Source organism: Paenibacillus sp. FSL F4-0100 (assembly GCF_037993005.1).
GTDB lineage: Bacteria > Bacillota > Bacilli > Paenibacillales > Paenibacillaceae > Paenibacillus_AQ.
The window spans coordinates 1-10000 of the sequence record NZ_CP150303.1 but is presented as its reverse complement, the minus strand read 5'-3'; the positions used below and the strand labels follow the sequence as shown (position 1 = coordinate 10000).

Genomic DNA, 10000 nt, shown 5'->3' with positions numbered 1-10000 from the left:
AGATACCCTCCATGCTCGTACGGATGATGGTGCCGCTAGACGTAATAATCATGAGATCCTCTTCTGATTTCACGACCTTAAGTGCCACAACCGGTCCATTTTTCTCCGTAATATTGATGGTCTTGATCCCTTTACCGCCACGGGTCTGGCTGCGGTAGTCGCTTGCAGGCGTCCGCTTACCGTAACCTTTGGTCGTTACAATAAGGATATCAAGTTCCTGGTCCACCACGTCCATGCCAATGACTTCATCATGGTCATCCAGTGTAATTCCTTTAACCCCCGTCGCGCTTCTTCCCATCGAGCGAACATCACTCTCCTTGAAGCGGATGGACATTCCCTGTGCCGTACCCATGATGATCTCCTGCTGACCATCTGTCAGCTTAACCTCGATCAGGGAATCATCCTCGCGCAGGTTGATCGCAATCAGACCGCCCTTGCGGATATTGACATAATCCTCAAGTGGGGTTTTCTTAACGACACCCTGGCGCGTTGCAAAGAACAGGAAATTATCGCTGTCAAAGTTCTCCACAGGGATCACGGCATTGATCGACTCGCCCTGTTCAATCTGAATCAGGTTGATGATCGGTGTTCCGCGGGCGGTACGGCTAAGCTCTGGGATCTCATAAGCTTTCAACCGGTACGCCTTCCCTTTGTCCGTGAAGAACATCAGGTAGTGGTGAGAATTCGTAACGAAGAGATGCTCGACAAAGTCCTCACTCTTCGTATCCATCCCCACTACGCCGCGGCCGCCCCGCTTCTGGCTGCGATAGGTGTTCGCAGGCAGACGCTTGATGTAACCGGTATGCGTAATGGTGATGATCACTTCTTCACGTGGAATCAGATCCTCGTCCAGGATGCTGTCTTCCCCGACCGTAATTTCGGTACGGCGTTCATCAGAGAAGCGCTCCTTAATCTCTTGGAGCTCATCATTGATAATCTGCAGCACAAGATGCTCATTAGCCAAGATCTCGCGCAGTTCCGCGATTCTGGCAAGCAATTCCTGGTACTCGTTCTCAATCTTCTCACGTTCGAGTCCGGTCAGGCGCTGCAAACGCATATCCAGAATGGCCTGCGCCTGCTCATGACTGAGACCGAAACGCTCCATCAAGCCTTCACGAGCAGCCTCTGTGGTCTGTGACGCGCGAATGAGGGCAATAACCTCATCGAGATGATCCAGCGCAATCCGCAAACCTTCGAGAATATGAGCCCGAGCTTCCGCCTTCTTCAGTTCAAACTCGGTCCGGCGACGGATAACAACGACCTGATGCTCCAAATAGTGGAACAGCACGTCACGCAGGTTCAAAATTTTCGGCTCATTGTTTACGATGGCCAGCATGTTAATACCGAAATTAGACTGCATGGCCGTATGTTTGTACAGATTATTCAGAACGACATTCGGATTGACGTCCCGGCGCAGCTCAATAACAATCCGCATACCGTTACGGTCCGACTCGTCGCGGAGATCCGTAATGCCATCAATCCGCTTATCGCGAACCAGTTCCGCGATCTTCTCAACCAAACGAGCCTTGTTCACCTGATACGGAATCTCGTGAACGACAATGCGCGCCTTGTTGTTATTCTCTTCAATGGTCGCCTTTGCCCGCATCGTAACGGACCCTCGCCCCGTGCGGTAGGCTTGACGAATCCCTTCACGTCCCAGAATATATCCCGCTGTCGGGAAATCCGGTCCTTGAATATAGTCCATCAGCTCCATCGGTGTGATATCAGGGTTTCGAATCATCGCCTGAACGCCATCGATCACTTCACCGAGATTATGAGGCGGAATATTAGTAGCCATACCTACTGCAATCCCGGATACGCCGTTTACCAGCAAGTTAGGATAACGCGCAGGAAGAACGACCGGTTCCTGTTCCTCACCGTCATAGTTAGGAGCAAAGTCTACAGTCTCTTTATTAATATCACGCAGCATTTCCATAGCAATCTTCGATAAACGAGCCTCGGTATAACGCATAGCCGCTGCCATATCGCCGTCAATGGAACCGAAGTTTCCGTGTCCATCAACAAGCATATAACGCATGGAGAAGTCCTGCGCCATCCGAACCATGGATTCATAAACTGCGGAATCACCATGAGGATGGTACTTACCGATAACCTCGCCAACAATTCTTGCCGATTTCTTATGCGGTTTATCCGGGGCCATTCCAAGTTCAGACATCGCATATAAAATACGACGGTGTACTGGCTTCATTCCGTCCCGTACATCCGGCAAAGCCCGGCTGACAATGATACTCATCGCGTAGTCCATAAAGGACTCGCGCATCTCGGTACCAATGTCACGATCTTTGATTTGGGAGAAATTTTCTTCCGCCATGCTGGACCTCCTTCATTTTCCTATCAACCATGCCTTGATCTATGTGAAAAAAGCAGAATAGTGATCAGAAATCTAAAAACGCACTAACCTTTATTATATTACTTTCACAAACCGAGCACAATTAAACACGTGATGGATCAAGTGAAAGAATGATTCTTGCCCGGAAACCGGGATATACGCCCTGTCCTCCGTGCCCCTTTTCACATACAATGCATTGCACAGGACTTTTCGTATCATCACATCTTTATATTATACCACTGTTTGTCATACTTGTCCTATGTTTTCCGGGTATAGGCTCTCTTGCTGGAGATGGCCCCATTCTTTCAAATCAACCGGATCAACACGAGTTTGTATTACGCGACAGGCAAAATCCTGTCACTCACATCATACAGCTGGAAAGGATGAAGATGGTTGACTATTCAACGCGTTGCAAGCAAGTGGGCGAAAACGAAAATACTCTTGAAAAATAAAGGTCTCGTCTCTTATGTTCCCTCCACCCGCCAATATTCATTGGAGGCGCTTGAAGACATGCTCGGTACACATACGCTTGTGTATATCAAGCCTGACCGGGGGACCTACGGTATGGGCGTCATGTCAGTCGAGCAGCTCCATTCCCAAAACGATGATGCCGACGAAACCACGACTACTTCCTACAAGCTTCGTTATGAACAGAAAACCGAAATATTTACCTCTCTGGAGAGTCTCCATAAAACACTGAGCACTCTGTTCCAGGGCCAGACGTATCTGATTCAGCAAGGCATCCATCTGCTTAGTCATAAGGGTAACCCCTTTGATCTTCGAGTACTTACACAGAAAAGTCCATCGGGTCAGTGGGTGAGCACAGGAATCATTGGCCGGGTAGCAGCCAATAATAAAATCATTACCAACCATCACAGCGGCGGCATGGTTCAACACTATAAACCGCTGATGACCGAGCATATGACGGCAGAAGAGGCAGAGAATATCCGAAGAGAGCTGAATACGCTTGGGGTGAATGTCGCAGCCCAGCTGCAGAAATCCTATCCCAATCTGAAAGAAATCGGCTTGGATATTGCTATTGATAAAAGCTGGAACATCTGGATCTTGGAGGTTAATACCAAACCTGCACTGTTCCCATTCAAGAAATTTTTCAAAGATCCCAGCATCTACAAGCAGGTTAAGAAATATGCCACCGCTTATGGCCGTAACTTATCCACCAAGAAAAAAGCTAATAAGACCGGTTAGCATACTATATATTAGTTAATCCCCCGGTCATATGACGAAAACACCAAATCGCATCCATCATAAAAATAAAGGGGCAACCCTGAGGCCTTCAATAGACCTTGGGATGCCCCTTTTTGACTTACAAATATTATACGTCCAAATTACGGACCGACTTCGCATGCTCCTGAATGAAATCCCGTCGCGGTTCAACGTTATCGCCCATCAGGGTATCAAACAATGTATCGGCCAAGATCGCATCTTCGATGGTCACCTGAAGCATGGTACGGCTCTCCGGATCCATCGTCGTCTCCCACAGCTGTCCGGCGTTCATCTCGCCGAGACCTTTGTAGCGCTGTACGTTAATTTTGACGTTCTCACCGAACTCCTTAATGATCTGGTCACGTTCTTTCTCACTGCCGGCATAACGGATCACCTTATTGCGCTCGATCTTGAAGAGCGGCGGTTGGGCGATATAGATATAACCAGCTTCCACCAGCTTACGCATGTAACGGTAGAAGAACGTCAGCAGCAAGGTACGAATATGCGCACCGTCGACATCGGCATCAGTCATAATAATGATTTTGTGGTAACGGGCCTTTGACAGATCGAAATCTTCCGCAATCCCTGTGCCCAGCGCCGTAATGATCGCCCGGATCTCCGCATTGGAGAGGATACGGTCAAGCCGCGCCTTTTCCACGTTGAGAATTTTACCCCGAAGCGGCAAAATGGCTTGGAAATGTCGATCGCGTCCCTGCTTGGCGGATCCGCCGGCAGAGTCACCTTCGACGATGTACAGCTCACTGATGGAGGCATCCTTGGAAGAGCAGTCTGCCAGTTTACCTGGTAATGCGCTGACTTCAAGCGCACTCTTCCGGCGTGTCATCTCGCGGGCTTTACGCGCCGCTTCACGAGCACGTGATGCCTGGAGCGCCTTCTCCAAGATCCGGCGGGAAACCGATGGATTCTCCTGCAGGAACTCCTGCAGTTTCTCAGCGAACAAGGATTCCACAATACCGCGCACTTCACTGTTGCCGAGCTTGGTTTTGGTTTGTCCTTCGAACTGCGGTTCCGGTACTTTGACCGAGATGATTGCCGTCAATCCTTCACGCACATCGTCACCCGACAGGTTGTTGGTGTTATCTTTGATCAATCCCGTTTTGCGGGCATAGTCATTGATGATTCGAGTGAGCGCACTCTTAAAGCCGGATTCGTGCGTTCCGCCTTCGTGCGTGTTGATATTATTTGCAAAAGAGTAAATATTCTCGGTATAGCTATCGTTATACTGGAGCGACACTTCAACCTGAATATTATCCCGTGAACCCTCAACATAGATAGGGTCTTCGTGCAGCGCTTCCTTCTTCTCATTCAGGAACTTGACGTATTCAATGATTCCGCCCTCGTATTTAAAATAGTCGGAGGCACCTGTACGTTCGTCCGTCAGTGTAAGCGCAATGCCCTTGTTCAGGAACGCCAGCTCACGGATCCGTGTCAGCAGCGTGTTGTAATCATATTCCGTTGTTTCCGTGAAAATCTCCGAATCCGGCAGGAAGGTTACGGTTGTCCCGTGATCGTCGGAATCCCCGATGATCTTGATATCATATTGAGGTACGCCGCGATGATACTCCTGTTGGTAGATGTGCCCATCACGTTTGACCTGAACCACGACTTTCGAAGACAGTGCATTCACAACTGAGACACCAACACCATGCAGACCGCCGGATACTTTATATCCGCCGCCGCCAAACTTACCGCCGGCATGAAGGACGGTCATAACGACTTCCAGCGTCGACTTCTTCAGTTTGGCGTTCTCGCCGACCGGAATTCCGCGCCCGTTATCGACAACGGTAACACTGTTATCCTCATGGACAATGATTTCGATATGGTCGCATATTCCCGCCATTGCTTCGTCAATACTATTGTCCACAACTTCCCATACCAAATGATGCAAACCCTTGGCACTGGTGGACCCGATGTACATCCCCGGACGTTTACGAACGGCTTCTAATCCTTCCAGTACCTGAATCTGATTCTCATCATATGTCGGTTGATTCATAGACATGCCTTCACCTACTTCTACAGATTCTGTTATGCCTGAGCTACAAAATGATTGGCTCTCTTCTTAAGCGTTGCAGAGGAGATCGGAGAGTAATAGACGATCGATTTCGTCACCACAATGGATTTCGGATCTTCTTCGCCAATCATCTCCACCACTTTATGCTGCTGGGCATGCGTGACGAACTGCTTGGAGATTTTTGAGGATTTCTCTATCGAGATATCAAAAATTCCAACCAGCTCCGACGAACGGATGATCTTCTCTCCGCCCAAATGAATATACATATGGAATCACTCCTTAAGAGCCCACCTGTCCGTCATGGACATGAAAAATGCTGGCACCCTTCAATTTGTCGGTATTCAAACTCTCAATGCCCGTCGCCGTGATGAATGTCTGCACTTTGCTCTGGAATGTCTCGATCAATTGTGTCTGCCGGTACGGATCCAATTCAGAAAGCACATCATCCAGAAGCAGCACCGGATATTCACCGATCTCTTCCTGTATCAGCTCGATTTCAGCCAGTTTCAAAGATAGCGCCGTCGTCCGCTGCTGACCTTGAGATCCATACGTTTGGACTTCTTTGCCATTAATATAAAAAGCCAGATCATCTCGATGAGGACCTGCCAATGTCATACCACGCCGTATTTCTTGCTCTTTCATTTGTGATAATTTTATCATAAATGTCTCAAATAAGACAGCTTCATCTTCTTCCTCTGCGTCAGCAAAGGACGGAAGGTAGTGTAAAGAGAGCTCTTCCAGGCCGTTTGTGATTCCCTGATGGATGCTTTCAGCCCACTTTTGCAGCTTTTTTATAAATTGTTTCCTCTTCTTGACGATTTTAACACCATGTTCTGCCAATTGGCTGTTCCAAATGTCCAGCATCGCTTGTTCGGCGCTGCCCTTTCCCCATAATTGCTTCAGCAGATTGTTACGCTGCACGAGCACCTTCTGGTATTGCTGCAGATGAAACAAGTAGCTTGGTGCCACCTGGCCGATCTCCATGTCAAGAAACCGGCGGCGAACCCCCGGCGTGCCTTTGACAATCTCCAGATCCTCGGGAGCAAACATCACGACATTGAGCGAGCCGATGAAATCGCTAAGCTTCCGCTGCTCAAGTCCATTGATTTTTGCTTTCTTCCCCTGCTGGGATAAGCTCAGCTCCAGCTTCAAAGCTCCATACTTGCGGTCGATCTCGGCTGATATATGGGCACTGGATTGCTCGAATCCAATCAATTCGCGATCCTTGGAGGTACGGTGGCTCTTCGTTAAAGCAAGCACGAAGAGCGCCTCCATCAAATTCGTCTTTCCCTGAGCATTGCGTCCGATAATCAAATTAACGTCACCAAACGCCTCAAGCTGCAGCTTCTCGTAGTTTCGATAGTGCTGCAGGCTGACATTTTTGACAAACAAGCTTATCCTCTCCCTCGTCTTCCGCGCGTAGCGCCAAAGCGGCTGCGGGAGGCTGTCTATTGTGCTGCCACCTGAAACGTTCCGCAATCCTCCACCTTGACAATGTCGCCAGGTACCAGTTTGCGTCCGCGCCGCTCTTCCTTTTCGTCGTTGACCAGAACTGCTCCTTCCTGCAGGAGTGCCTTCGCCATCCCACCTGTGGATACGCAATCTGAAAGCTTCAAGAACTGATCCAGCTTGATATATTCACTGTGGATAAATATTTGTTTCATGACTTCGTCCTTTCATCCCTATCAACATGGGGATAACTTTAATTGGCCGTACGGTACGGCAGAATAATATATTGGCTCTTGCTGTCGTCGAGCGGTTTAAGAATGATCGGGCTCATAACTCCCATGAAAGCGATCATCAGCTGTTCACTTTCAACCACCTTAAGCACGTCCAGCATATATTTGGAGTTGAACGAGATGCGCAGCGGCTCCCCTTTGAAATCGACCAGATCCAATTCTTCACGCACTTTACCAAGCTCGGAAGAGCTAGAAGAGATCTCGATGCCGCCATGTTCCATCGTTTGCAGGAGAACAATGTTCGTTTTCTCCTCTTTGGAGAGCAGGTAAGCGCGGTCGATCGACTCGCTTAATTTTTTTGTGTCCAAAACGAGTTCTGTTTTATGCGATGTTGGAATAATTCTAGAAGTATCGGGATAAATGCCGTCCAGTATACGGGAATAGAACAGAACACGATCAATTTTAAATAATACCTGATTATCGGCTACAACGATATCAACCAGCGTATTTTGGTCCGGAATGATTTTGCTCAGCTCATTCAGCGTTTTACCCGCAATAACGACATTGTTGAACGAAATGTCCTGCGCATTGTCCAGCTGTGCGGAGCGAGTTGCCAATCTGTGACGGTCTGTAGCGGTAAATTTCAGCTCATTGTCGTTCAGACTCCATAATACCCCAGTCAAAATAGGCGTTGTTTCATGGGTGGAAATGGAGAATACCGTTTGCTTGATCATATTTTTCAGCAGATCTCCAGGCAAAGAAACGGTTTGGCTTTCTTCGATGTTAGGCAATACAGGGAATTCTTCCGGGTCCAAACCCACCATCTGAATTTCCGTAGCTCCCGAAGAGATAAAGGTGTGGAAGTTTTCTTTTACCTCCATCTGGATTTCTTGGGAAGGGAGTTTCTTGATGATTTCAACGAAAAATTTGGCTGGCAGCACAACACTACCAGGCTGTTCTACTTGGACGATGGTATGCTTCTCATCTTCCGCAGGAATAAACGATTGAATGGAAATATCAGTATCGCTAGCAGTTAGTGTGACACCCGAATAGGTGACATCCAGTTTAATGCCGCTGAGGATCGGAATTGTGGTTCGGCTGGAAATCGCCTTGGATACGTGTTGAATGGATTCGTTTAATACATTTTTTAATATGCTGATTTTCATCAATTTCACTCCTTACGGAAAAATGAGAGGGGTTTTTTCACTTGGCGAATGCCAAGAAGATTCCCCTCTTTATGGTTAAATTATTTATTAATTATTATTAGTAATAGTAATAGGGGCACTGAATATGTGGATAAGCCCCAGAAAAGGCATAAAATTAAGCCTATCCACATGTGTATAGATTGTGCATAGGCTTTGAACTTGTTCAGGTTGGATTTTTGATTTTCTCCGTAATATTATTGACCACTTTAAACAGCTCCTGGTCATTTTTCAGAGATTGGGTAATCTTCTCATGGGCATGTATGACAGTGGTATGATCCCGGCCTCCGAATGCTTCTCCGATCTTGGGAAGGGAATAGTCGGTTAATTCGCGGGACAGGTACATGGCAATTTGCCGCGGAAACGCGACGGCTTTGGTCCGTTTGCGGGCTTTGAAGTCTTCCAGCCTCAGGTTGTAATACTCGCCGACCTTTTGCTGGATGTCCTGAATCGTAATCATTCGCGGCCGACTGGACGGAATAATATCCTTCAGGGCTTCGGCTGCCAGATGCGTGGTTACGTCCTGATTGGTCAGGGAGGAATAGGCAACGACACGGATCAGGGCACCTTCGAGCTCACGAATGTTCGTATCGATCTGATTGGCGATATACATCATGGCTTCGTTCGGAATATCCAGATTCTCGGCCTTCGCTTTCTTGCGAAGAATAGCGATCCGCGTCTCCAGATCCGGTGGTTGAATATCGGTGATCAATCCCCATTCGAACCGGGAACGGAGCCGTTCTTCCAGCGTCGGTATCTCCTTAGGCGGACGATCACTGGATATGATAATCTGCTTCCGCTCTTCGTGCAGGGCGTTAAACGTGTGGAAAAATTCCTCCTGCGTCGATTCTTTGCCTGCCAAGAACTGAATATCGTCAATGAGCAGAATATCGACGCTACGGTACTTGTTTCGGAAGCTTTCAGCGCGGTTGTCCCGAATGGAGTTGATGAACTCGTTGGTGAATTTCTCGGAGGAAATATACACGACTCTACTGCTGGGATTGTGCTCCAAAATATAGTGGCCGATGGCATGCATCAAGTGTGTTTTTCCAAGACCAACTCCACCATATAGGAATAATGGGTTATACGCCTTAGCCGGAGCTTCGGCAACAGCGAGCGAGGCAGCATGCGCGAACCGGTTGCCAGAACCGATGACAAAGGTATCAAACGTATACTTCGGATTCAGCATATGAGACTGAATTTCTTCCCCGGATATTTCAAGCGGCGGCGAGGGCTGCTGCGGCACAGGTTCGTGTCCTTTAGCCTCTTCAATGACAAAGCGGACATCCACCTGTTTGCCCACCACCTCCAGTACGGTTGCACTAACCAGCTTGGTGTATCGGCTCTCCAGCCATTCCACAGCAAACGTTGTCGGTGCTGAAATGACGACGGAGTGATCGTTAATGGTCAATGCCTTGGTCGCTTTAAACCAAGTGTCAAAACTCGGTTTACTCAGCTTGGTTTGTATGATCGATAAAATTTCTTGCCATAATTCGGAAGTATGGCTTTCCAA

The 10000-nt window shown here is 48.2% G+C and carries 8 protein-coding genes (1 of these 8 cut by a window edge); 1 reads left to right on the top strand and 7 read right to left on the bottom strand.

Features of this window, described 5'->3' with window-relative positions; translation table 11 throughout:
• Window positions 1-2332 carry the 5' portion of a DNA gyrase subunit A gene (gene gyrA / locus MHH48_RS00040; protein WP_076326309.1) on the bottom strand. It extends 164 nt beyond the left edge of the window, so only the first 2332 of its 2496 coding nucleotides appear in the window; its start codon is at window positions 2330-2332; the stop codon falls past the left edge of the window.
• A 411-nt stretch (window positions 2333-2743) separates the two neighbouring features.
• Between gyrA and MHH48_RS00035 the strand changes: the two genes are divergently transcribed.
• Window positions 2744-3556, top strand: a complete 813-nt coding sequence (locus MHH48_RS00035; protein WP_076326308.1) for a YheC/YheD family protein — start codon at window positions 2744-2746, stop codon at window positions 3554-3556.
• Window positions 3557-3683: 127 nt separating this feature from the next.
• On the opposite strand, the gene gyrB is transcribed toward MHH48_RS00035, so the two are convergent.
• The 6 genes from gyrB to dnaA form a co-directional block, all read right to left on the bottom strand.
• A complete protein-coding gene (gyrB, locus tag MHH48_RS00030; RefSeq protein ID WP_076326307.1) occupies window positions 3684-5594 on the bottom strand; it encodes a DNA topoisomerase (ATP-hydrolyzing) subunit B in 1911 nt (636 codons plus the stop codon).
• A 26-nt stretch (window positions 5595-5620) separates the two neighbouring features.
• The gene (locus MHH48_RS00025; RefSeq protein WP_071219299.1) at window positions 5621-5872 is read right to left on the bottom strand and encodes an extracellular matrix/biofilm biosynthesis regulator RemA family protein; all 252 of its coding nucleotides are present in this window, start codon (window positions 5870-5872) and stop codon (window positions 5621-5623) included.
• Between the two features lie 13 nt (window positions 5873-5885).
• Window positions 5886-6998, bottom strand: a complete 1113-nt coding sequence (recF, locus tag MHH48_RS00020) for a DNA replication/repair protein RecF (RefSeq protein ID WP_076326306.1) — start codon at window positions 6996-6998, stop codon at window positions 5886-5888.
• Between the two features lie 56 nt (window positions 6999-7054).
• Complete coding sequence (yaaA, locus tag MHH48_RS00015; protein ID WP_076326305.1) at window positions 7055-7270, bottom strand: S4 domain-containing protein YaaA; 216 nt, start codon at window positions 7268-7270, stop codon at window positions 7055-7057.
• Between the two features lie 38 nt (window positions 7271-7308).
• On the bottom strand, window positions 7309-8451 hold the full coding sequence (gene dnaN / locus MHH48_RS00010; protein ID WP_076326304.1) for a DNA polymerase III subunit beta: 1143 nt from the start codon (window positions 8449-8451) through the stop codon (window positions 7309-7311).
• Window positions 8452-8653: 202 nt separating this feature from the next.
• Window positions 8654-10000 (bottom strand): chromosomal replication initiator protein DnaA, encoded by a 1347-nt coding sequence (dnaA, locus tag MHH48_RS00005; protein ID WP_076326303.1) that lies wholly within the window; start codon window positions 9998-10000, stop codon window positions 8654-8656.

Bases quoted from the DNA above. Each gene is read 5' to 3' on its own strand.
- gyrB (WP_076326307.1), bottom strand. From the start codon at position 5,594: ATGTCTATGAATCAACCGACATATGATGAGAATCAGATTCAGGTACTG.
- MHH48_RS00025 (WP_071219299.1), bottom strand. From the start codon at position 5,872: ATGTATATTCATTTGGGCGGAGAGAAGATCATCCGTTCGTCGGAGCTG.
- yaaA (WP_076326305.1), bottom strand. From the start codon at position 7,270: ATGAAACAAATATTTATCCACAGTGAATATATCAAGCTGGATCAGTTC.
- dnaN (WP_076326304.1), bottom strand. From the start codon at position 8,451: ATGAAAATCAGCATATTAAAAAATGTATTAAACGAATCCATTCAACAC.